Origin of the sequence: Sheuella amnicola, from assembly GCF_010499255.1 — a bacterium.
In the GTDB taxonomy this organism is placed as follows: Bacteria; Pseudomonadota; Gammaproteobacteria; order Burkholderiales; family Burkholderiaceae_B; genus Zwartia; species Zwartia amnicola.
On the sequence record NZ_JAAGRN010000001.1, the window covers coordinates 22811 to 42694 of the forward strand.

The 19884-nt window shown below is 50.1% G+C and carries 23 protein-coding genes; 15 read left to right on the forward strand and 8 right to left on the reverse strand.

What is annotated here, in order from left to right; translation table 11 throughout:
* Window positions 1-120 precede the first annotated feature (120 nt).
* The 12 genes from G3I67_RS00115 to G3I67_RS00170 all read left to right on the forward strand — a co-directional run bounded on the left by G3I67_RS00115 (window position 121) and on the right by G3I67_RS00170 (window position 9401).
* Window positions 121-1272, forward strand: coding sequence for an ABC transporter substrate-binding protein (locus G3I67_RS00115; protein WP_163650903.1), 1152 nt, complete (start codon window positions 121-123; stop codon window positions 1270-1272).
* Window positions 1273-1321: 49 nt separating this feature from the next.
* Window positions 1322-2197 (forward strand): branched-chain amino acid ABC transporter permease, encoded by an 876-nt coding sequence (locus G3I67_RS00120; protein WP_163650905.1) that lies wholly within the window; start codon window positions 1322-1324, stop codon window positions 2195-2197.
* Window positions 2194-3150: a branched-chain amino acid ABC transporter permease gene (locus G3I67_RS00125; RefSeq protein ID WP_163650907.1), complete on the forward strand. Its 957-nt coding sequence runs from the start codon at window positions 2194-2196 to the stop codon at window positions 3148-3150. Before G3I67_RS00120 ends, G3I67_RS00125 begins: the two co-directional genes overlap by 4 nt.
* Window positions 3151-3155: 5 nt before the next feature.
* Window positions 3156-3911 carry an ABC transporter ATP-binding protein gene (locus G3I67_RS00130; protein WP_203583491.1) on the forward strand — a complete coding sequence of 252 codons (756 nt, stop codon included), beginning with the start codon at window positions 3156-3158 and terminating at the stop codon, window positions 3909-3911.
* Window positions 3912-3947: 36 nt separating this feature from the next.
* Window positions 3948-4649 (forward strand): ABC transporter ATP-binding protein, encoded by a 702-nt coding sequence (locus tag G3I67_RS00135; RefSeq protein WP_203583513.1) that lies wholly within the window; start codon window positions 3948-3950, stop codon window positions 4647-4649.
* A 27-nt stretch (window positions 4650-4676) separates the two neighbouring features.
* Window positions 4677-5243 carry a hemerythrin domain-containing protein gene (locus G3I67_RS00140; protein ID WP_163650911.1) on the forward strand — a complete coding sequence of 189 codons (567 nt, stop codon included), beginning with the start codon at window positions 4677-4679 and terminating at the stop codon, window positions 5241-5243.
* A gap of 23 nt (window positions 5244-5266) precedes the next feature.
* A complete protein-coding gene (locus tag G3I67_RS00145; RefSeq protein WP_163650913.1) occupies window positions 5267-6049 on the forward strand; it encodes a bestrophin-like domain in 783 nt (260 codons plus the stop codon).
* 18 nt (window positions 6050-6067) lie between these two features.
* Window positions 6068-6754, forward strand: a complete 687-nt coding sequence (locus tag G3I67_RS00150) for a glutathione S-transferase family protein (protein ID WP_203583492.1) — start codon at window positions 6068-6070, stop codon at window positions 6752-6754.
* An 11-nt stretch (window positions 6755-6765) separates the two neighbouring features.
* Window positions 6766-7161, forward strand: a complete 396-nt coding sequence (locus tag G3I67_RS00155; RefSeq protein WP_235931577.1) for a YchJ family protein — start codon at window positions 6766-6768, stop codon at window positions 7159-7161.
* The gene (locus G3I67_RS00160; RefSeq protein WP_163650917.1) at window positions 7158-7706 is read left to right on the forward strand and encodes an NUDIX domain-containing protein; all 549 of its coding nucleotides are present in this window, start codon (window positions 7158-7160) and stop codon (window positions 7704-7706) included. Before G3I67_RS00155 ends, G3I67_RS00160 begins: the two co-directional genes overlap by 4 nt.
* Before the next feature lie 117 nt (window positions 7707-7823).
* Window positions 7824-8993, forward strand: coding sequence for a thiolase family protein (locus G3I67_RS00165; RefSeq protein WP_163650918.1), 1170 nt, complete (start codon window positions 7824-7826; stop codon window positions 8991-8993).
* 3 nt (window positions 8994-8996) lie between these two features.
* Window positions 8997-9401, forward strand: coding sequence for a Zn-ribbon domain-containing OB-fold protein (locus tag G3I67_RS00170; protein WP_163650920.1), 405 nt, complete (start codon window positions 8997-8999; stop codon window positions 9399-9401).
* Window positions 9402-9411: 10 nt separating this feature from the next.
* Here G3I67_RS00170 and G3I67_RS00175 read toward each other — a convergent pair whose 3' ends face one another.
* The 5 genes from G3I67_RS00175 to G3I67_RS00195 all read right to left on the reverse strand — a co-directional run bounded on the left by G3I67_RS00175 (window position 9412) and on the right by G3I67_RS00195 (window position 14129).
* Window positions 9412-9855: an acyl-CoA thioesterase gene (locus tag G3I67_RS00175; RefSeq protein ID WP_163650922.1), complete on the reverse strand. Its 444-nt coding sequence runs from the start codon at window positions 9853-9855 to the stop codon at window positions 9412-9414.
* 16 nt (window positions 9856-9871) lie between these two features.
* A complete protein-coding gene (locus tag G3I67_RS00180) occupies window positions 9872-11095 on the reverse strand; it encodes a CaiB/BaiF CoA transferase family protein (protein WP_163650924.1) in 1224 nt (407 codons plus the stop codon).
* A 106-nt stretch (window positions 11096-11201) separates the two neighbouring features.
* Complete coding sequence (locus G3I67_RS00185; RefSeq protein WP_163650926.1) at window positions 11202-11654, reverse strand: RepB family protein; 453 nt, start codon at window positions 11652-11654, stop codon at window positions 11202-11204.
* A gap of 144 nt (window positions 11655-11798) precedes the next feature.
* Entirely contained in the window at window positions 11799-12782 is a 984-nt protein-coding gene (locus G3I67_RS00190) for a Bug family tripartite tricarboxylate transporter substrate binding protein (RefSeq protein ID WP_163650928.1), read from the reverse strand.
* 21 nt (window positions 12783-12803) lie between these two features.
* A complete protein-coding gene (locus G3I67_RS00195) occupies window positions 12804-14129 on the reverse strand; it encodes a dicarboxylate/amino acid:cation symporter (protein WP_163650930.1) in 1326 nt (441 codons plus the stop codon).
* Between the two features lie 90 nt (window positions 14130-14219).
* Here G3I67_RS00195 and G3I67_RS00200 point away from each other — a divergent pair, with 90 nt between their 5' ends.
* Genes G3I67_RS00200 through G3I67_RS00210 form a run of 3 tightly spaced genes read left to right on the forward strand, consistent with a single transcriptional unit; the run spans window position 14220 to window position 17018 of the window.
* Window positions 14220-15596, forward strand: coding sequence for an acyclic terpene utilization AtuA family protein (locus tag G3I67_RS00200; protein WP_163650932.1), 1377 nt, complete (start codon window positions 14220-14222; stop codon window positions 15594-15596).
* The gene (locus tag G3I67_RS00205; RefSeq protein ID WP_163650934.1) at window positions 15596-15976 is read left to right on the forward strand and encodes an AtuA-related protein; all 381 of its coding nucleotides are present in this window, start codon (window positions 15596-15598) and stop codon (window positions 15974-15976) included. The genes G3I67_RS00200 and G3I67_RS00205 overlap by 1 nt, the downstream gene beginning before the upstream one ends.
* A 31-nt stretch (window positions 15977-16007) precedes the next feature.
* Window positions 16008-17018, forward strand: a complete 1011-nt coding sequence (locus tag G3I67_RS00210) for a Bug family tripartite tricarboxylate transporter substrate binding protein (protein WP_163650936.1) — start codon at window positions 16008-16010, stop codon at window positions 17016-17018.
* Between the two features lie 48 nt (window positions 17019-17066).
* On the opposite strand, the gene G3I67_RS00215 is transcribed toward G3I67_RS00210, so the two are convergent.
* The 3 genes from G3I67_RS00215 to G3I67_RS00225 all read right to left on the reverse strand — a co-directional run bounded on the left by G3I67_RS00215 (window position 17067) and on the right by G3I67_RS00225 (window position 19884).
* Window positions 17067-18695, reverse strand: coding sequence for an acetate--CoA ligase (locus G3I67_RS00215; RefSeq protein ID WP_203583493.1), 1629 nt, complete (start codon window positions 18693-18695; stop codon window positions 17067-17069).
* Window positions 18696-18773: 78 nt separating this feature from the next.
* Window positions 18774-19391: a nitroreductase family protein gene (locus tag G3I67_RS00220; protein ID WP_163650938.1), complete on the reverse strand. Its 618-nt coding sequence runs from the start codon at window positions 19389-19391 to the stop codon at window positions 18774-18776.
* 4 nt (window positions 19392-19395) lie between these two features.
* Complete coding sequence (locus tag G3I67_RS00225) at window positions 19396-19884, reverse strand: protease inhibitor I42 family protein (RefSeq protein ID WP_163650940.1); 489 nt, start codon at window positions 19882-19884, stop codon at window positions 19396-19398.

Here is a 19884-nt window from a genome sequence, read left to right on the forward strand (position 1 = left end):
GGTTTATCTTGATATATATATCCAGTTGTTTAACGAATAATTGACCAAATAGAAGATTAATGCGGAGACGCAGGAATTCTCACGGTTGTAAAAATTTGAAAAATTTTGGTGGAGACTCACATGATTCGTAGATCTTTTTGTAAAACACTTGCAGCAACTGCCATCCTGGCTACCAGCTTCGGCGTCTCGGCCCAGAACGCCCCGATCAAGATCGGAGCGGTTCTATCCGTGACCGGTCCGGCATCTTATCTGGGTGACCCTGAGCTCAAAACGCTTCAAACATATGTGGAAAAGATCAATGCCGAAGGTGGAGTCATCGGACGCAAGATCGAATTGATCCACTATGACGACGGTACCGAAGCAGGCAAGGCCAATAGCTTTGCAAAGCGCCTGATCGAATCCGACAAAGTTGATTTCATTATCGGTGGTACGACTACGGGCGCGACCATGGCAATGGTTCCGCTCGTCGAAAAAGCAGAAATTCCATTTATTTCTCTGGCCGGTGCGGTTGTGGTGATCGAGCCTGTTAAGAAATGGGTATTCAAGACTCCACACACGGATCGTATGGCTGCAGAAAAAGTGTTCGCCGACATGAAAAAACGTGGCATCACCAAGATCGCGCTTTTGTCCGATACGGGTGGCTTTGGTCAGTCCGGCCGCAAAGAAGCTAAGGGCGTTATCGATAAGTATGGCATTACGCTTGTCGCCGACGAGACCTATGGTCCAGCCGATACCGATGTGACGACCCAGTTAACCAAGATTAAGGGAACGCCTGGCGTACAGGCAATCTTTGTATTTGGTTTTGGTCAGGGCTCTGCCGTGGCCACCAAAAACTACGGCCAGTTAGGTATCACCGTTCCTATGTATCAGTCGCATGGCGTAGCATCGAATGAATACATCACGCTGTCAGGCAAGGCAGCCGAAGGTGTACGTATGCCGACGCCCGCTTTGCTGGTCGCCAATTCGCTGCCCGATAATGATCCGCAAAAGCCTGTTGTGGTTGGTTACGACAAAACTTATCGCGACAAGTACAAGGCCGATCCATCGACTTTTGGCGGCTATGCCTACGATGCGCTTTATTTAGCCGTCAACGCAATCAAGAAGGCAGGCTCGACAGACAAGGCCAAAGTACGTGATGCACTTGAACAGACTGCCGGTTTTATCGGAACTACGGGTAAGTTCAACATGACTGCTAAAGATCACATGGGTCTGGATCTGTCGGCTTTCCGCATTGCTGAAGTGCGTAATGGCGCATGGAAGTTGCTTGACTGAAGCGCGATTCAAGCATGATCGAATCTGATCGTCACGATAGAGGCAGAGCATGACAGCCGAGTTTTTGCAGTTTCTGTTTTCCGGGATTACGGTGGGAGCAGCGTATGCTTTGGCTGCGCTTGGTTTCACCATCATCTATAACACCAGTGGCGTGATTAACTTTGCCCAAGGCGAGTTCATCATGCTGGGCGGAATGCTGTCAGCTGCATTACTGGCTTTTGGTTTGCCTCTTTATCTGGCGATCGCAGTGGCTGTCGTAGCGACAGGTGTAGTGGGTCTGATTGTCGAGAAATTGGTGATCGAACCCGCCAAAAATACCGACGTGATCGGTTTGATCATCATCACGATTGGCGCTTCTCTGGCTATTCGCGGATGTGTGCAGGTTTGGATGGGCAAGGGAAATCGCACACTGCCGAGTTTTTCAGGTGACGCGCCTTTGAAAATTTTCGATGCCAGCTTATTGCCCCAGAGCTTGTGGGTATTGGGGGTTGCTTTTGTCATTGTTTTATTGCTTGGCTGGTTTTTCGGTAAAACCGTGATGGGTAAATCGATGCTGGCCACTTCCTATAACAAGCTGGCTGCTCAGTTGATGGGTATCAACACTAAATTCATTTTGTTTTTATCCTTTGGACTTTCAGCGATTCTTGGTGCGATTGGTGGTGCGATTCTCGCTCCTATCACTTTCACGTCCTATGACGTGGGCATTATGCTGGGGTTAAAGGGGTTTGTCGCCGCAGTGTTAGGCGGCATGGGCAGTGGTGCCGCAGTGGTCGCCGGTGGACTATTGCTTGGCATCGCCGAAGCGATGGCCGCAGGCTACATCTCATCCTCGTACAAGGATGCAGTCCCGTTTTTGTTGATTTTGTTGATCTTATTTTTCCGACCCAACGGTTTGTTCGGCGCGAAATCTTCGGAGCGTGTATGACTAACCCGTTTTCGAACGCAAAGGGGTGGAGCCGCTATACAGGGCTACTGTTGTTGGTCGCCATACTTGTGGCGATCCCCTTGTTGTTATCCAATAAGTTTTATTTCGATGTGGTTATACGCATCGCGATTAACGCGATTATCGTGATCGGCTTAAATCTTTTGCTCGGTTATGCCGGTCAGCTTAGCCTGGGGCATGCTGCGTTTTTTGGCATAGGTGCTTATGCATCAGCGGTTTTATCCGGGCCCTTCGGTTGGCCGCCTTTGTTGGCATTGGTGACGGGAGCGGCAGCAGTCGGTTTGCTGGCGTTCATCGTTGCACGTCCGATTCTCAAGCTTAAGGGTTACATGCTTGCAATGGCTACGCTGGGACTTGGCATCATTATTTCCATCGCGATTAACAACGAAACACAGTGGACTGGCGGTCCCGATGGCGTCTCCGTCCCTTCGCTGGAAATCTTTGGCTGGACTGTCTCGGGTGACTTGAACTGGTACATACTGATCTCGAGCCTTCTTGTACTTGTCGTATGGGGCGCATTGAATCTGATTGATTCACCTGGAGGCAGGGCGCTACAGGCACTGCATGGATCGGAAGTTGCCGCACGTGTGGTCGGCGTTCAAACCAGCAGATTCAAATCGCGTATTTTTGTTTTGTCGGCTGTGATCGCCAGTGTGGCCGGTAGCTTAACCGCGCATTATGTTGGCTTCATCACGCCCGGAATTGCAGGATTTTTTCACTCGATTGAACTGGTCACGATGGTGGTGGTTGGTGGAATGGCCTCGGTGTTCGGCTCTGTTGTCGGTGCGGCGTTGCTGACGTTATTGCCGCAGTTGCTTGTCAGTTTTGATGGATGGGAAACAGTTGTGTATGGCGTCATCCTGATGTCCACCATGCTGTTCATGCCCAAGGGTCTTGTGCCTACGCTGGCCAAACGTTTCGGGCAGCGGGGATAAGCGCCATGCTAAATATACAGAACTTAAGTAAAACCTTCGGTGGCGTGAAGGCAGTGCAAAACGTTGATTTGGACGTTTCTAAAGGTTCGATTCACTCCGTAATCGGTCCGAATGGTGCGGGCAAGACGACGTTGCTGAATCTGATGACCGGAATTTATACGCCCACAACCGGGTCGATGAAGCTCAATGATGAAAGTGTCGATGGTCTGACACCGGACGAGTTGGCCAGGCGAGGGATGAGTCGCACGTTTCAAAACCTGCAAATCTGCATGAATATGAGTGCGATCGAAAACGTCATGGTGGGGGCGCATCTGCGCCTGAACTATAGTTTGCTTGCCGGAATTTTCAGATTGCCTGCATTGAGGAAGGCTGATTCAGCGTGTCGAGATGAAGCGCGTGAGTTGATGGATTTTGTTGGCGTCGGTAAGTATGTCGATTATGCAGCGAATCAAATGCCCTACGGTGCGTTAAAACGCCTTGAAATCGGTCGCGCGATGGCGGCGCGTCCTTCAATTCTTTTACTGGACGAACCTGCGGCCGGATTGAATCATACCGAGACCGGTGAAATCGAGGCGTTGATTGCCAAGGTTGCCGATTCAGGCGTCACGATTGTTCTGGTCGAGCACGATATGAAACTGGTTATGAATTTGTCTACTCGAATCACTGTGCTGGATTATGGCAAGAAACTTGCCGAAGGTACCCCAGCTGAAGTGCGCGCCAATCCGGAAGTGATTGCTGCCTATCTCGGACATCCGGCGTAAGAGGGCATGATGGTTGAGACAAATAACGGTGCCTCCATGCTTCAGGTTAGGAATCTGACGAGTCATTATGGTCGGATTCAAGCCTTGCATGGTATCGATCTGGATGTGTATGAAGGTCAATTAGTCGCGCTGGTCGGTGCCAATGGTGCCGGCAAAACGACCTTGTTGCGTGCGATTTCGGGTGTCCAGCCTGTGAGTGGTGGCAGTATGACGCTGCATGGTGCCGACATTACGAATATGTCTTCAGACAAGCGGGTGAGGGCAGGTATATGCCAGGTGCCTGAAGGGCGACAAGTGTTTGGTCCAATGACGATCGAGGACAATCTTTTGCTTGGGGCATACGTTCGTCCCAAAGGTGACCTAAGTGCCGACCTTGAAAGGATGTATGCCTTATTTCCCATCTTGAAAGAAAAACGGCAATTGCTTGCTGGCACACTGTCGGGAGGCCAACAGCAAATGCTCGCGATGGCGCGGGCCTTGATGGGACATCCTCGATTGTTGTTGCTGGATGAACCGAGCATGGGATTGGCGCCATTATTGGTTGAAGAGATTTTTCGTATCGTTGGCAGTCTAAAAGCACAAGGCATCACGATTCTACTGGTCGAACAAAACGCTCAGGCTGCGTTAGCCATTGCCGATCACGGCTATGTGCTCGAAACAGGCATGATCAAGATTTCTGGACCGGGTGCCGATTTATTGAATAACGAAGAAGTAAAGAGCGCATATCTCGGAATGTAATCCGAGTGGAAATGATCTGAGGCAAATATGAGATCAATCGATATTATCCATGCCGAGCACCGGGCTTGCGGAGCTGTATTGCAGGCACTGGGATTCATGCTCGACGGAATTCGGGATGGTAAATACAAACCGGACTTCGAGCTGTTGGCGGCGATGATCGAATACATCACCGAAGTTCCCGATAAGTTGCATCATCCAAAAGAGGATGAGTATTTATTTGTTAAGATCCGTCAACGTGTGCCGCAAGCTATCGCGTTGCTAGATAAACTGATTGCCGATCATGCAGAGGGTGCGAGAAGAACCCACGCGCTTAGGGATGCGCTAGTCGCTTATGAAGCATCGGGCGATACCTATTTCAGTACATTTGAATCGATCGCACGCACGTACATCAAGTTTTCGTGGAATCATATTGCATTGGAAGAGCGCGAGTTGCTGCCAATGGCGGAAAAAGGTTTGAATCCGTCAGATTGGGCCGATATAGACGAGGCTTTTGAAGCCAATCGAGACCCATGGTCGGGGCCGACCGGTGAGTTTCAGGCTTTGTTTTCTCGCATTGTTTCAATGGTTCCGGCACCTTATGGACTGGGTTCCTGATTTGGATATTTTGGAAGTTTTCGATGCAGTCTTTTTTTTTGAATGTTGTCATATTGTTGCTAGGTCTAATGTGCGTGACCTGGATATCCCATTGGCTTGTTGATCGCCTGATCGATAAAGAAACACTTCAAAAGTTTTATTCGACATCCTCGGTTATTTTTCAGGTTCTTGGTTCAATTGCCGGCATCTTGCAAGCCTTTGTCGTGGTGAGTTTCTGGAATGATTTCCAGGATGTGAGCAACTCGGCGCATCAAGAAGTCGAGAACATCACTGTCACCTATCGAAATATCACCTTGCTGCAAGACTCCCCCGAAAAGACTGTCCTCATGATGCGCTTCAAAGATTACGTAGCCTCAATGGTTAAGGATGAAGTGACAGGTCATGCGAATGGGGAAATCGTCAACGTCACAACTCAAAATCGCCAGAACGAATTTTGGACCGCATTGCAAAAGCTTGCTCCGACGATCCGAACGCCCGGAGACCAGGTAATCTTCCAGTCGATTGTCGCAGACGCGAATGCTGCGGCTAAACTGCGACAACACCGATTGATCGGTCTGGTATCGTCCGGGGCTACATTATTGTGGGTCGTTCTGATCGGATCCGCATTGCTGGTGATGGCGATCATGGGAATACTCAGTACCGGTCAGAAAGGTCGGGTTTATTTTCTGCAATGCTTTGGATTGGCGTTCATTTTTGCCATGATGATTTCCATCAGTCTGGATTACAGTATGCCCTATGAAGGGACGATGACTATTTCCAGAAACATTTATGATGAACTGTTTGCTCAATTCAGACTGACTCTTTGATACCCGGATACGATAATCATGTTGAAGCTATTTGATCTGGCAGGCGCGCAAAGCGATCGGCGTTTTAGTCCTTATTGCTGGCGTATCCGCATGGCGATCGCGCATAAAGGCCTTGATGTCGAAACCGTTGCCTGGCGCTTCGGCGACAAGGATGTCATTGCACCTTCGGGCCAGGGTAAAGTGCCTGTTCTGGTGCATGGAGATAAATGGTTGCATGAGTCGTGGGATATCGCTCACTATCTGGAGGACACGTTTCCTGATCGACCAACTTTGTTTGGGGGACATCAGGGCATGGCGCTATCTAAGCTGTATTCCAACTATGGTGATGTGATTGCAGGCCAGGTTGTTCGTTTTGTTTTGCTTGATATTTATAACCACCTGCACGATACCGATCAGGCTTATTTCAGGCAGTCTCGAGAGCAACGCTTTGGCGCCACCCTTGAGCAAGTTGTGGCTGATCGCGATCACAAGCTGCAAGGTTTTAGAGATAGCCTGCACCCCTTGCGCATGACCTTGCGTTCACAGCCATTTTTTGGCGGTGAATCGCCTCTGTATGCTGATTACGCCATTTTCGGAGTGTTTCAGTGGGCGCGTTGCATTAGCCCTTTCAAGCTGCTTGAATCCGATGATCCGATCGCGCAATGGCGTTCACGACTATTGCAGGCATTTAATGGCTTGGCCGGATCCGCTCCCGGCTACGATTGAACTCATCAATCATGACGACTTGTCCTTGTGGACGCCTGCAGGGCAAAAAAACTTTGTCTTATGTTCAGTGTTGCGGTCGTTATCTGGAATCGTTTGACTCCACACCTGCTCCAGATCCTGAAAGTTTGATGCGATCAAGGTATTCAGCCTTTGTGCTTGAACGTGCCCAATATCTACTTGATACATGGGATGAAAAACACAGGCCGGCACAACTGGATTTTGATCCCGATGTGAAATGGCTTGGTTTAGCGGTTAAGGCACATCGCATGCTTGGCCCGGATCATGCCGAGGTCGAGTTCATCGCCAGAAGTCGTCTGCATGGTATAGCCACTCGTTTGCATGAGCTGAGTTGTTTTGAGCTTCGAGACCGGAGGTGGTATTACGTTGATGGGGTCATGTTGAAATGAATGCGACTGCGATTCGACACATTCGCAATCCCGACAATCCTTATTACCACTTCGGCGTGAATCCGACTGTTGATTTAATGGTCGTGGCGCCGGATGAGCGTATTTTGCTGATTCGTCGTAGCGAGACCTCCGAAGCTTGTGCCGGACTATGGGCTTTGCCGGGCGGATTTATCGGTACGGATGCAAAGAGAGGCGATCCCTGGGAAGAGGGTAAGGAGTCTGCGGAGTTTGCCGCCAGAAGAGAGTTGCGCGAGGAAACGAATCTGGATTTACCACCGGATTCGCAAATTGTTTTGATTGGCACCTATGAAGGCAATCAACGTGATCCCCGTGATAACGAAGAGTCTTGGACCAAAACATATGCTTATTTGCATCGGATTCATCCTGAAGTCTTTCATGCCCAGAAGAATCAGTTGCGGGGAATGGACGATGCAAGTGATGTTGCTTGGTTGAAACTGTCCGAAATTATTTCTATGCATCGGCGTGGCGAGATTGCCTTCGATCATATGAAAATCATACTGGACGCCATGCAATTACTTCGCTAATCGGCTGGTAATGGGCGATTGATTATTCTTCCGTGCCCGGTCGCGTGATTTTAGATAGAATCGAGTAAGAAAATTTTAAAAATTAATTAATGAAGTCCACTCATTCGGAAGAGCAATATGACATTAAAAGGTAAGGCTTACATTATGGGTGCCTATGAGCATCCGACACGTTATGCGCCCGACAAGTCGGTCACGCAGTTGCATGCCGAGGCGGCCATGGGAGCGCTGCGCGATGCAGGGTTGTCGATACAGGACGTGGATGGTTATTTCTGCGCAGGAGATGTGCCGGGTTCGACACCTTTGTCGATGGCAGAGTATCTGAATTTGAATTTGAAATGGATGGATGGATCCGAGCTCGGTGGATGCTCGTACATGGTTCATGTCCGTCACGCAGCTTTGGCGATTGCCGAAGGAAAGTGCTCGGTTGCGCTGATTACGTTAGCCGGTAAGCCCAAAAGCATGGGCATGGCAACCGGAACTAAACCGCGCGCGCTGGGACCTGAGCGCCCCGAGACTCCGTTTGATCTGCCGTATCAGACAACTATCACAGGAGTCTATGGCAATCTGGCGCAACGTCATATGTATGAATATGGCACGACTTCCGAGCAGATTGCCGCTGTCAAAGTGGCTGCTTCAATTCACGCCCAGTACAACGAGAATGCACTGTTGCGCAAGGTTGTTTCTGTCGAGGATGTCGTGAATTCGCCGATCATCGCTTCACCTTTGCATCGCCTGGATTGTTGTGTGATTACCGATGGTGGCGGTGCGTTGATACTGACCAATGCCGAAATCGCTAAAAAATTGAATCGTCCGCGCGTGCGCGTGATAGGAACCGGCGAAACGATTAATACCAGTCGAGGTGGATATCTTGATGCGACCAGTTCTGGCGCGGCTGTGACCGGCAAGATGGCATTCGAAGAGGCCGGTGTGTCGATAAACGACATTAAGTATGCCTCTATCTATGACAACTTCACCATCATGGTGCTTATTCAGCTTGAAGATCTGGGATTCTGTAAAAAGGGACAAGCCGGCGCATTCGTCGCTGAAGGCAACTTGATTTCCGGTAAGGGTAAGTTGCCATGGAATACCGATGGCGGTGGTCTTTGCAATAACCATCCAAACAATCGTGGGGGTATCACCAAAGTGATCGAGGCGGTTCGACAGCTCAGGGGTGAAGCACATCCCGCGGTGCAGGTTAAGAACTGCGACATCGCGCTTGCGACCGGCCCAGGCTTGGTGTTAGGTGTCGGACATGCCCACTCAACCATCATTATGGATCGCGAATAAATCATGACTGCACAATCGACAAAAACATATCTGGACGATATTTTCGCGACTTCGTATCCCGAAAATGCGCCTTTCTGGGAAGCTGCGGCAAACAACCGTCTGCTGGTCAAGACATGCAAGACTTGTAAAAAAGCGCACTGGTATCCGCGCGTGGTTTGCCCTTTATGCGGCAGTGACGACACTGAATGGAAAGAGGCGAGTGGTCATGCCACAATTTACTCATTCAGCGTGATCGAGCGTGCCGATCCGCCTTATGTATTGGCTTACGTCGAGCTTGAAGAGGGACCGATCGCAATAACCAATCTGGTTGATTGCGATTTCAAATCGATCAAGATCGGAGATAAGGTGAAGGTGCAGTTTCAGCAGACACCCGAGGGTCGTAGCGTCCCGGTTTACAAGCCTGTCTGAAGCAAATCTGCTATCGGTTCGTGACCCGGAGTAAATCCGCGGCACGGACTAGTGTCTCGGGCATGGGCACAGTACGGTTGGTTGTCGTATCCACATAAACGTGCACAAAATGCCCCTGCGCCGAGGCCACTTCTTCATCGTTGCGAAATACGCCAAATTCGTAACGGATACTGCTGTTGCCAAGGTGGGCGAGTCTCAAGCCAACGTATACCGTGTCCGGAAACGCCAGTGAGCTGTTATAGCGGCACTGGGTTTCGGCGACCAAGCCGACGACTTTCGAGTTTTGAAGATCAAGCACCCCCTGCTGAATCAGGAAGGAATTGACTGCCGTATCGATGTACGAGTAATAAACGACATTGTTCACATGCCCAAAAATGTCGTTGTCTTTCCAGCGCGTTTCGATTTTATGGAAGTGCGCAAAATCACTTCGGTTTTCTGCAGGGGAGCGACTCATGATTTCGGTTCGGGGGTTAGATGATGCCTTTGCTGGCAAGTTCGTCGATTTTCTGCTTATCCATTTTCAATACGTTTTCCAGAACATCGCGGCTGTGCTCACCAAGTGCAGGTGCCGATCGGGTGTGCTGGATAGGCGTATCGGAAAAGTTCATTGGACTGGCAACAGCAGGTGCCTGAACGCCAATCGCATGGGGTAATGATCGCTTGAGGTTGCGATGAATCACCTGTTCGTGTTCGAAAACCTGCTTGAGATTATTGATCGGACCGCAAGGAACATTAGCTGCGTCCATCAGAGCAACCCAGTCATTCATATTGCGCTTGAGCAATGCCTCGGCGATGATTGGCACCAGAATCTGACGATTCACATTGCGTTGCCCTGACGAGTGGAAGCGTTCATCCGTGCCCAGTTCGGGCAATCCGATCACATTGCACAATGACACGAATTGGCTGTCGTTACCGACCGCGACAATCATGTTGCCGTCCGCAACCTTGAATACCTGGTAGGGCACCATATTCGAATGTGCATTGCCCATACGTTGAGGGATGACGCCCGACAGGAAGTAGTTCATCGACATGTACGAGGTCAATGCAACCGTACAGTCGAGTAATGCCAGATCAATGTACTGGCCTTTGCCGCTGATGTGTCGGTGCTCGATTGCAGCCAAAATCGCGCTCGTCGCATACATGCCTGTGATCAGGTCGCTGACTGCGACACCGGCTTTCATGGGTTCTCCGCCGGGCTGGCCGTCGGGAATGCCTGTGAGGCTCATTAGTCCGCCCATGCCTTGAAAAACGTAATCGTAGCCGGGCAGTTCGGCATAGGGACCTGATTGACCAAATCCGGTGATCGAGCAATAAACCAGTCGGGGATTGATTTTTTGCAGGTCTTCCCAGGCTAATCCATAGCGTGCCAGATCGCCGACTTTGTAGTTTTCGACCACGACGTCCGAAATCTTGGCTAGTTCACGAATGATTTCCTGACCCTCGGGCTTCGATATGTCGACCGTCAGGGACTTCTTGGCCCGGTTGACTGCGAGAAAGTAGGCCGAATCTTTTGTGTCTTTGCCATCTGCATCCTTCAAAAACGGAGGGCCCCAAGCACGCGTGTCGTCGCCTTTTTTGGGGCGTTCGATTTTGATGACCTCGGCACCCATGTCTGCAAGGTTTTGAGTTGCCCAGGGGCCGGCAAAAATACGTGATAAATCCAGAATGCGTAAATGACCGAGTGCTGATTTCATTAAAGTTGTCTTCTAAACTGAATCTTGGTTAAGTTGATCACTAGATCATAGCGAAAACTAATACAGTGCGCAGATGCCTTGCTCAATTGCAAATGACCGGACGCCTTTACTTGGCTTTCGATAATCGAGAGTAAGCCTTGGTAATGAGTGCTGAGATCACTTCCGATTTCGGTTCTTTCAATTGATCAGCCAATGTCTGAAGTTTTTGCGTCACCTCCGGCGACAAAATCACTTCGACGCGCTTGGAGCCGGACTCTAGACGTTCACGCCTGTGTTTAGCTGTGCGTTCAACCGCACTGATCGGATTCTTTGATCTTGGGCGTCCTCTGCGAGATAGGCCGGGCAGAAACCCCTGGTGAATATTAATATCCGGATTTTTAGCTCGTGATTTACTTGCCTGGCTCGCTTGAATTGTTGATTCCGTGTCTTCAATTTTGGATTTTTTTGGAATCGATGATGATTTAGATTTCTTAAGGCTACCGGATTTATGAGCTGGCTTTTGATTTTCTGTATCCGGATTTCCGAATAAATCAAGATTGGGTGGTTTAGGAATAGTCATTGCATCTGCCACAAACCAAAAGTTAATCCAAGTAAATTATTATCCGGATATTGTAATTGGTTAATTTGTGATCGGTTAACTATTCGAAGCATGGGGGCGATTTTCGGTTTGTAATCGAAGATCGCCCTGATCATGCAGCCTGAATCACTCCGGCTTCAAACCTGCTTCATCAAAGGCTTGTTTCCAGATACCAAGTTGATCCTTGGTGAAGTTTCCAAGCCATTGAGGAGTCGAGCCTTCAAGCTTAAGACCTTGTTTTTCGACGCGTTCGCGTATGTCGGGGCGACTCATCACATCTTTAAGCGCTTCGCTCATTTTTGTAGCGATTTCGGGCGGCACTTTTGCCGGACCGTACAGTGCGGCAAAGGTAGCTGGCTTTAAGGGAGGCAGGCCGGCTTCGGCAACAGTCGGCACATTGGGCAAATAAGGTACCCGCTCGGGCAACACAACCGCCAGGGCACGTAATTTGCCTTCGTTAATCTGGTTGAGTGTGCTGGTGGGTGTCGAGAATGTCAGCTGGATATGACCACCGAGAATATCGTTGACGGTGGGACCTTCGCCCTTGTAATTCACTGCATTCATGTCCACTTTGGCCTGATCGCGAATCGAGGCGTACATCAGTTGTGTCACGCTGCTATAACTGCCGTAATTAAGCTTGCCGGGATTGTTTTTGGCGTAAGTGATGAGTTCGGCAGCTGTTTTGACAGGTACGGTCGGATTGACGACCAGGACATAAATGTAGCGGCCAACCAGCGAAATCGGGGTAAAGCTGGTCACGGGATTGTAGGGTGGATTCTTCTTTAGAAGCGGAACCTGCATCATTGGCGTATTGGAAGCCAGAAAAAAGGTGTGTCCGTCCGGCTCGCTTCTCAAAACATAGTCAGCAGCAATGGCGCCATCGGCGCCGGGTTTGTTTTCGATAATGACTGTTTGGCCAAGTTTCGTTGTCAAAGCTTGTGCCAACACTCGGGCAACGACATCAGTTGATCCACCGGGTGGAAACTGCAAGACAATACGAATAGGCTTACTCGGCCATGCTTGCGCCTGGGCGATTGCAGGCAGACACATCGCACTTGTGGCAAGTGCAACGGTGCTGACTATTTGCTTGAAAAAAGTGCGTTTTTTCATGTTGTCTCCATTTGTTGTTGATCAATCTTTTACGCCATGCATATGTGCGCTGGCTTCCTGCTCGATTGCTGCGGCGCGAATTTTTGCATCGTGTACTGATAATAATTCACCTTCAGATTTTGCGATGACAGCTGCCGCAATCGAGTTGCCGACTGCGTTGGTTGCCGAGCGCCCCATGTCCAGGAAGGTATCGATCCCCAATATCAATAAAAGTCCGGCCTCGGGGATATTGAATTGGTTCAAGGTGGCTGCTATGACAACCAGCGAAGCGCGTGGTACCCCGGCCATCCCTTTGGAAGTCAGCATCAGAATCAGTAGCATACTGATTTGCGTGCCCAGATCGAGTTGAATGTCATATGCCTGTGCGATGAACAGTGTGGCGAAGGTGCAATACATCATCGACCCGTCCAGATTGAACGAGTAACCTAACGGCATGACAAAGCTCGAGATTTTGCGATTGACACCAAAACGATCCAATCCGTCCAGGATTTTCGGATAGGCCGCTTCTGAGCTTGCGGTGGCAAAAGAAATCAGAAAAGCTTCGCGTACATTGATCAGCAATTGCTTAATGCGCTTACCCAGAAACAGGTAACCGGCAAAAATCAGCGCACACCAAAGCAAAATAAGCCCCAGATAGAAGTCCACCATGAAGATTGCGAACTGGGCCATGATGCCAATGCCGTTTTCTGCAATAGTGGCGGTAATCGCTGCAAATACGGCAAGAGGTGCGAACTTCATCACATAGCCGGTGATCTTGAGCATGATGTGCGACAAATCGTCGATTGAGGCAAGCAGGTTTTTGTTTTTTTCGCCAATTGCAGACATTGCGATGCCAAAAAATAATGAAAATACGACAATTTGCAGTATTTCGTTTTTGGCCATTGATTCGATCACAGACTGCGGGATCAGGTGTTTGACGAATTCATTCAATGAGAATCCGCCTTGGGCTAAATTGGCTGATGCATTGCTATCGGGAAGTGGAAGGTGCAAGTAATAGCCCGGCTCCAACAGATTGGAAAGAGTCATTCCGAGGAGCAAGGAAAATAATGATGCAGTCAGAAACCAGGCTAGGGATTTTGCGAAGATTCGCCCGACAGAGCTGGCATCCCCCATGTGCGCTATACCGACCACCAGCGTCGAAAACACCAACGGTGCGATGATCATCTTGATTAAGCGCAAAAATGCATCCGAAATCACTGAAAAATAGCCGGCTATGTGTAGTGCGCTTTCTGGGCTGGCTGTTTGGGTATTGATGACATATCCTGCCACAATGCCCAGAATCATTGCGTAAACAATAATCAGTGGCGAACTTTTTTTCTCAGTACGGGTGCTGCTTGGGTGAGTCATTTGTATTCGGTTTCAAATTTGAAAATGGATAAACATTTAAGCATATCCTCATGTTAAAAAAGACCGATGACAAGAATGGAGGGGATCTGGATGAGTAATGTATTCAGGATAGGAAATTGTGCTGGTTTTTCGGGAGACCGTGTAGACGCGGCTAGCCCTGTAGTGGATACGCTGATTGAAGCAGGGGGGCCTTGCGCTATTTTTTTCGAGACTCTGGGTGAGAGAACGGTTGCGCTAGCTCAACTTGAAAAAAGACGCGATCCCTCGCGTGGTTATGAGCCTATGCTTGAGCGGTTGCTTGAACCGATTTTGGTGCGTTGCGCAAAGCACGGTATTCCGATCATAGGCAATTTTGGCGCCGCGAACCCGCCGGGAGCGGCCAAACTGATTGCACAATTAGCTAAGCGACTCGGCTTGCCCGATCTGAAAATTGGTGTGGTGTACGGAGACGATGTTCGCGATCGCCTTAACCTGGAGACTCACGCCGTGTACGAGGCTGATACCGGGTTGGACATGGGTGGTGGTGATGTTGTTTCTGCGAATGCCTACATTTCGGCCAAACCGATTGTCGAAGCTTTAAAAGCCGGGGCTCAGGTCGTGGTGACGGGGCGCACGGGAGATCCATCTCTTGCGCTGGCTCCATTGATGCATCACTTCGGATGGTCGGAAGACGACTGGGCAAAATTGGCGATCGGTGCAACGGCAGGCCATTTGCTGGAATGCGGAGCCCAGATCACTGGTGGTTATTACTATGATCCGGGTTTCAAGGATATTCCTGATCCTGCCAATATCGGATTTCCAATTGCCGAAGTAGGGGCTGATGGCAGCCTGGTTATCACTAAGGCAAACCGCACAGGCGGTCTGGTCAACGCACAAGTCGTGAAAGAGCAATTGCTCTACGAAATTCATGATCCGAGTCGATACATTACCCCTGATGTGATTCTGGATTTATCGGGTGTGACCGTAACCGAAATCGGAAAGGATAGGGTACAGATCAAGGGTATCAAGGGTAGTGCTGCTCCAACAACCATTAAAGCGACCGTTTGCTTTGATGGCGGCTGGTTAGGCGAAGGAGAGATATCTTATGCGGGACCGAATTGTCGTGCGCGTGCCCGAATCGCTGCAGATGTGCTGCTTGAGCGATTGAAAATCCGAAAGCTTGACGTTCAGGCGCGTGTCGATCTGATTGGAGTTGCCAGTGTCCATGATGGAGATGGCGGTACCAAATGGCGTGAGTCCATGGCAGAACCGGACGACATTCGCGTTCGACTGGCTGTGTCGGCTCGTACGCAGGACGATGCGGATCAGGCTGCACGTGAAGCACTGGCCCTGTATTGTTGCGGCCCTGCCGGAGGGGGAGGTGTGCGATGGAAAACCACGCCGCGCATTCGCACCCAGTCTTATTTAATGCTGCCAAGTGATTTGTCACCAGGCTGCACAGTTCATACGGCCAAGGAGCTTGCGTGATGACTACCAATCAATCGAACCATACTCCCGATACTTTTGTGACTGTACCCCTGCATCGCGTTGCGCATGGCCGGGCAGGCGATAAAGGCAATCGTCTGAATGTCAGCATCATGCCCTATGACTCTGACGCTTTTTCGCTGCTTGCGGAACAATTGACCGAACAATGCGTGCTTGGTTTGTACAAGCATCGCGGAGCGAGTTCGGTCAAGCGTTACGACCTACCTTTGCTGCCCGCGATGAATTTCGTGATTGACGATGTGCTCGAAGGAGGCGTGAACGGTAGCCTCAATCTGGATGGTCACGGCAAGAGTAATTCTTTCATCTTGCTGGCCATGCCTGTACGGGTTCCAGCTAAATTTGTGAAGCAATCTGCATCCTGAGACCAAAATCAAATCAATAAATGGAGACAATATGTTCGAGATACAAAAAACAATCAAACGCTATGCAGGCCTTTCGGTTTTATCGATGCTTTCGGTCGGTTTGACGATTACTGCGGGTACTGCCTGCGCTCAGGCAGAAAAATGGCCTGAAAGAGCGGTCAAAATCATTGTGCCTGCTCCACCCGGAAGCGCCCCGGATGGTCTAGTGCGCATGTTTGCCCAGAAATTTTCCGTGATGTGGGGACAAACAGTCACTGTTGAAAATATCGTGGGCGCCTCGGGCAACATCGGAACGGATCGTGCAGCCAAGTCACCTGCGGATGGATACACCTTATTGTTCAATACGATGGGACCGATTTCGGTCAATTACACCTTGTTTAAAGGCAAATTACCCTATGATCCGGTGAAAGATCTTGCTCCGATCAGCCTCATCGCCAAGATGCCTAACTTTGTGACAGTACACCCGAAGTTACCGGTGAATTCGGTAGCCGAATTGATCGCTCTTGCCAAAAAAGAGCCTGGCAAATTGCGTTACGGCACAGCGGGTCCGGGTACGACACAGCACTTGTCGGGTGAGCTGCTCAATTTGCGTGAAAGTATCAAGTTGACTGCTATTCCGTATAAGTCCAGTGCGCAAATGACGACCGATGCGATAGGTGGCCAGATCGAGATCATGTTCCATAATGCTCCCGTAGTGTTGCCTCATATCAAGTCGGGAGCACTCAAGGCGCTTGCGATCACGAGTGCGACTAGATCGCCCTCCGCGCCAGATGTCCCGACCATGGCCGAGGCGGGTGTTCCCAACTTCGAAATCACGGCCTGGTTTGGCTTCATGGCGCCGGCGGGCACTCCCAGGCCAATTATTCAAAAAATATCGGCCGATGCCGCTAAGGTCATTGCAATGCCGGATGTGCGCGATAGCATTCTGGCCAAGGCAACTGTCCCTGTTTCATCCACCCCTGAAGAATACGCAGCATTCATTCAGTCCGAAATTAAAAAATGGAGTGAAGTCGTCAAGTTGACCAATATGCAAGTGGATTGATCAATACTTTTTTGTCTGGTTAATTCGCAACGGTTACGGCACCTGAATTCAGGTTGCCGTTGCCGCACCGAACTCTTGATTTCTCAATACGCGCCTCATCAGTTTGCCCGAGGGGTTTTTGGGCAAAGATTGCACGAACTCGATTTTTCTGGGGTACTTGTACGGTGCGGTCGTTTTTTGTACATGCTGCTGAATCTCTTTGACCAGAGCGTCAGATGCAGCATAGCCCGGACGAAGGATGATGAATGCTTTAACAACTTCACCCCGTTGGGCATCCGGACTGGCCACGACTGCGCTTTCAAGTACTGCAGGATGTTCAATCAAGACGTTTTCGACTTCGGTCGGTCCAATCCTATAACCTGCAGAACTGATGATGTCGTCAGTTCTTCCGGCGTAAAAGATGTAGCCATCTTCATCACGGTAAGATAAATCACCTGTCAGCCAGTAGTCTTTACCGTTGACGTGCCTGATGTTGTCTGCGGTCTTTTTTGGGTCTTTCCAATATCCCAGCATGAATTGCGGGTTGGGTAATTCCATTGCAAGGTGGCCATCCTCCATGGGGCCCAGAACTTCGTCTTCGGGACTGAGGATTTCAAAGCGCGTACCGGGAATGGCTTTGCCCATTGAACCGGGTTTGACCGGCAGGCAGGGATAGTTTAGTACGGTCATCAGCGTTTCGGTTTGACCATAACCATCCAGTAATTGCGCTCCTGTCATGTCATGCCAGCGTTTCACGATATCGGGGTTCACCGATTCTCCCGCAGATACGCACAGCCTGAGTGCAGACAAATCGTAGTCCTTGGTGGAAAGATTGACCAGATGTCTGAACTCGGTTGCGGGACCGCAAAATACGGTCACTTTGTATTTTTCAAGCAGGCGCAAACGTTCGGTCGCGTCGAATTTGCCATCATAGAAAAGGACGCAACTTCCGCGACTCCATGGGCCGAACAGAATGCCTGTGCCTGCTTTGGCCCATCCGGTATCCGCTGTGCACCATTTGATATCGGACTCAACCAGAGTCTGCCACCATGCGGCCGATAATCGCCAGGAGAAGACCCCTCTGCTTGAGTGTAATACTCCCTTGGGTTGGCCGGACGATCCCGAGGTGTAGTAAAGCAGGGCAGGATCTTCGGCCTGCATGATCGCGCATTCAAACGTGTCGGGTTGATGTGTGGATGCTTCTAAAGACATCCATCCTGTTGGCATGTCGGAAGGATGACCGACTGCGATTCGTACCGAAAGCGCATCGCAAGAATCGAACTTGTGCGTGTTGGCAAGCGTCGTGATCGCGGCAATCGCACCTGAGTGCCCAATTCTGAATGCGACATCCTTTTCGGTCAGCATTTCGATGCAAGGGATTGGAATGGCGCCTGTTTTCATGCAGGCGACCATGGCAATCTGCCATTCAGGGATGCGCGGCATTAGGACCAGAATGCGATCGCCTTTTTTCACTCCATGCTTGACCAGAAGATTGGCAAGCTGATTCGTCAGTCGGGTGATATCGGAATAGTTGAATAATCGTTCGTCACCTTGATCGTTACACCAGATCAGCGCAGGTTTATCGTTTCGATAGGTTTGCGCATCGATGACATCATGTCCGAAATTGAAGGTGTCAGGCACCTCCAGCACAAAATCACGCGCTGTCGCATCGTAATCGTGCATGGCTTGTAGCATCATGTCTCCCCCAGTGCTAAGTTGTAACGGCGTTGCGATTTCTATGCCCGCATCCGCCTGATCTGAATCGTTAAATGAACGTTAAACGATCGACAATACCTGATCGACGGGAAGACGCGGTTTTTGGGGCCAGTTTCCGGGAGCAGGATAGCCGACTGCGAGCAGCATGGCAGGCACATCGTTGTCGGTCAGATTGAATTCTTTGGCAACACCGGCAGGGTCGAAGCCGATCATCGGCCCACTAATCATGCCCATTCCCTGAGCGGCCAACATCAAGTTCATTGTTGCCATCGATGCCGATCGGATAGCTTCGTCTCGTTGGCGTTGTGGATTTTCAGCATACCCGGCCGTTGCCATGGCTACCCATGAGTCGTGCATGGCCTGATCGAGCAATCCCGTTTTCAATGATGGTTGAAGCGCACGGGAGAGTGATTGATGCGGGGCAAGCGTGCCGCAGATAATGAATGTCACTGATGCATCGGCGATTTTTTGCTGACCATAAGCAACTGCCTTTAATCGTTCTTTAGCTTCGGCGGTATGGACTGCGATGAACTTCCAGTTTTGAAAGTTGAATGCAGATGGCGCGCGCGTCGCGAGCCGGACAAGCTCTTGGATTTCGGATACGCTGATTTTTTTGGTTGTATCGAACTGATTCGCTGAAATTCGCTGTTCGATCAAATTTGTAATGGCTTGTTTCATGAACTTACTTTAATCCTTGAAGTAATACGGAGGCGCGTTGGTCCGAGTGGTTGAATGGTTCCCAGGATCGCCGGTATGTCCAAGTGACGCGTTGTTCGGACAAGCAGGGGAAATCCGGGTCGTGTCTGAGCGTAAATCGTTGCTTGACCGGGGCACCGGCCAAGGGTTGCCCTTCGGTTGGCGTGCGCGAGGTTTCCATCTCAAACTCTTTAACAAGATAGCAACGTTTTTCGCGAGTGAGTTGGGTTGCATCCCAGCGATAACCCGTGGAGGGATTACTGATCATTTCGATCAGGACGATTTCGCCTAGCTCTAGATGCAGCGCAATCTCGTCGCCGCCATTTAACTCGATCGATCTCAAAGCCGCTGAGCCAGATTGATTGGTCGAAGGGGGCTGCGCAATATCGGCTGCCGGCACATAAGCAGACAACGATGTCAGCAACCCGAAAGCGCAGGCTTGGTATAACTTATTGACGTGCTTGAACTTGAACAT

Excerpts from the sequence above, each read along its gene's own strand:
- G3I67_RS00115 (WP_163650903.1), top strand. The coding sequence starts at position 121 with ATGATTCGTAGATCTTTTTGTAAAACACTTGCAGCAACTGCCATCCTG.
- G3I67_RS00120 (WP_163650905.1), top strand. The coding sequence starts at position 1,322 with ATGACAGCCGAGTTTTTGCAGTTTCTGTTTTCCGGGATTACGGTGGGA.
- G3I67_RS00125 (WP_163650907.1), top strand. The coding sequence starts at position 2,194 with ATGACTAACCCGTTTTCGAACGCAAAGGGGTGGAGCCGCTATACAGGG.
- G3I67_RS00130 (WP_203583491.1), top strand. The coding sequence starts at position 3,156 with ATGCTAAATATACAGAACTTAAGTAAAACCTTCGGTGGCGTGAAGGCA.
- G3I67_RS00135 (WP_203583513.1), top strand. The coding sequence starts at position 3,948 with ATGCTTCAGGTTAGGAATCTGACGAGTCATTATGGTCGGATTCAAGCC.
- G3I67_RS00140 (WP_163650911.1), top strand. The coding sequence starts at position 4,677 with ATGAGATCAATCGATATTATCCATGCCGAGCACCGGGCTTGCGGAGCT.
- G3I67_RS00145 (WP_163650913.1), top strand. The coding sequence starts at position 5,267 with ATGCAGTCTTTTTTTTTGAATGTTGTCATATTGTTGCTAGGTCTAATG.
- G3I67_RS00150 (WP_203583492.1), top strand. The coding sequence starts at position 6,068 with ATGTTGAAGCTATTTGATCTGGCAGGCGCGCAAAGCGATCGGCGTTTT.
- G3I67_RS00155 (WP_235931577.1), top strand. The coding sequence starts at position 6,766 with ATGACGACTTGTCCTTGTGGACGCCTGCAGGGCAAAAAAACTTTGTCT.
- G3I67_RS00160 (WP_163650917.1), top strand. The coding sequence starts at position 7,158 with ATGAATGCGACTGCGATTCGACACATTCGCAATCCCGACAATCCTTAT.
- G3I67_RS00165 (WP_163650918.1), top strand. The coding sequence starts at position 7,824 with ATGACATTAAAAGGTAAGGCTTACATTATGGGTGCCTATGAGCATCCG.
- G3I67_RS00170 (WP_163650920.1), top strand. The coding sequence starts at position 8,997 with ATGACTGCACAATCGACAAAAACATATCTGGACGATATTTTCGCGACT.
- G3I67_RS00175 (WP_163650922.1), bottom strand. The coding sequence starts at position 9,855 with ATGAGTCGCTCCCCTGCAGAAAACCGAAGTGATTTTGCGCACTTCCAT.
- G3I67_RS00180 (WP_163650924.1), bottom strand. The coding sequence starts at position 11,095 with ATGAAATCAGCACTCGGTCATTTACGCATTCTGGATTTATCACGTATT.
- G3I67_RS00185 (WP_163650926.1), bottom strand. The coding sequence starts at position 11,654 with ATGACTATTCCTAAACCACCCAATCTTGATTTATTCGGAAATCCGGAT.
- G3I67_RS00190 (WP_163650928.1), bottom strand. The coding sequence starts at position 12,782 with ATGAAAAAACGCACTTTTTTCAAGCAAATAGTCAGCACCGTTGCACTT.
- G3I67_RS00195 (WP_163650930.1), bottom strand. The coding sequence starts at position 14,129 with ATGACTCACCCAAGCAGCACCCGTACTGAGAAAAAAAGTTCGCCACTG.
- G3I67_RS00200 (WP_163650932.1), top strand. The coding sequence starts at position 14,220 with ATGAGTAATGTATTCAGGATAGGAAATTGTGCTGGTTTTTCGGGAGAC.
- G3I67_RS00205 (WP_163650934.1), top strand. The coding sequence starts at position 15,596 with ATGACTACCAATCAATCGAACCATACTCCCGATACTTTTGTGACTGTA.
- G3I67_RS00210 (WP_163650936.1), top strand. The coding sequence starts at position 16,008 with ATGTTCGAGATACAAAAAACAATCAAACGCTATGCAGGCCTTTCGGTT.
- G3I67_RS00215 (WP_203583493.1), bottom strand. The coding sequence starts at position 18,695 with ATGATGCTACAAGCCATGCACGATTACGATGCGACAGCGCGTGATTTT.
- G3I67_RS00220 (WP_163650938.1), bottom strand. The coding sequence starts at position 19,391 with ATGAAACAAGCCATTACAAATTTGATCGAACAGCGAATTTCAGCGAAT.
- G3I67_RS00225 (WP_163650940.1), bottom strand. The coding sequence starts at position 19,884 with ATGTTCAAGTTCAAGCACGTCAATAAGTTATACCAAGCCTGCGCTTTC.